Genomic DNA, 1,290 nt, shown 5'->3' on the forward strand with positions numbered 1-1,290 from the left:
GCCGGGCGCGGCGGCCGATCCGGCGCAGGTGCGCGAATTCGATGCGCTGATGCAGCCGCGCGCCGCGTCGGCCGATGCGGCGCCGCAGGCTGCGGCGATGTCGGCGGCGACCCGCGACGCCGCGCCCGCGGTGCAGATGACGCCCGCGCAGGCGAATGCGTCGTCGCTCGTCGAGCGGCTGCGTGCGTACGGCAACGATCTCGATGCGCGTTACGCGAACATCGACAAGCATCGCACCGAGATGCTGACGTCGATGGCGGACAACCGCAGCGATCCGCTGATGACGATGGTGCAGGCGATGGACTTCCAGTGGACGGCGACCACGACGATTTCCGAATACCAGTTGAGCCTGTCGGTCGCGCAGGCGGCGAACGGCTTCACGCATACGGTGCTGAAGACGCAGGAGTGACGAACGCGCGCGTGCGGGCCGGCACGGGCCGCGCGCGCGACGAAGCGGACCAACGATGACGACGATCGATTCGACGCCGCGCGCAGGCGCGTGGCGCAGCCGGGCGGCGCGTGCGCTGCTCGCGGGCGCGCTCGCGCTGCTGGCCGGCTGCCAGAAGGAGCTGTATTCGGGCTTGTCCGAGCACGACGCGAACCAGATGATCGCGGTGCTCGGCGACGCGGGCATCAGCGCGTCGAAGGACAACGACGCGCGCGATGCGTCGGACCGCAACGCGTGGCAGGTCAGCGTCGCGGACGGCGACATGCAGTCGGCGCTGACCGTGCTGCAGGCGAACGGGCTGCCGAAGCCGACCTACGCGAGCCTCGGCGAGCTGTTCCAGAAACAGGGGCTCGTGTCGACGCCGGCCGAGGAGCGCGTGCGCTATCTGTACGGCGTGTCGCAGGATCTGTCGCGCACGCTGCAGGACATCGAAGGCGTGATCGTCGCGCGCGTGCAGGTCGTGATCCCGGAGAACGATCCGCTCGCGGACAAGATCAAGCCGTCGTCCGCGGCCGTGTACATCCGCTATCGGCCGGGCGTCGATCTGCGCGCGATGGCGCCGATGGTCAAGGATCTCGTCGCGCACAGCATCGAAGGGCTGCAGTACGACAACGTGTCGCTGTTCCTGCAGCCGGCCGCCGTGCGCGCCCCGCGCGTCGACGGGATCGGCAGTGCGGTGTCCGACATCGTGCGGCTGCGCTCGCCGCTCGGTTGGCTCGTGTTCGCGCTGATCCTGCTGACCTGCGCGGTGATCGCGCTGTCGGCGGCACGGCGCGGGATGTTCGGCGCGCGGCTCGCGGCGCTGCTCGGTGCGCCGCGCGGCGGCAACGGCGCGTCGAACG

At 70.7% G+C, this 1,290-nt stretch carries 2 protein-coding genes; both read left to right on the plus strand.

Going from position 1 to position 1,290, the window contains the following annotated elements:
- Positions 1 to 409: hypothetical protein (locus HMPREF3115_RS24205; RefSeq protein ID WP_070556414.1), on the plus strand; the 409-nt coding region annotated here is incomplete at its 5' end.
- A gap of 55 nt (positions 410 to 464) precedes the next feature.
- Positions 465 to 1,290: type III secretion system inner membrane ring lipoprotein SctJ (gene sctJ / locus HMPREF3115_RS24210; protein WP_070556416.1), on the plus strand; the 826-nt coding region annotated here is incomplete at its 3' end.

Origin of the sequence: Burkholderia sp. HMSC10F09 (assembly GCF_001806955.1) — a bacterium.
Lineage (GTDB): Bacteria > Pseudomonadota > Gammaproteobacteria > Burkholderiales > Burkholderiaceae > Burkholderia > Burkholderia multivorans.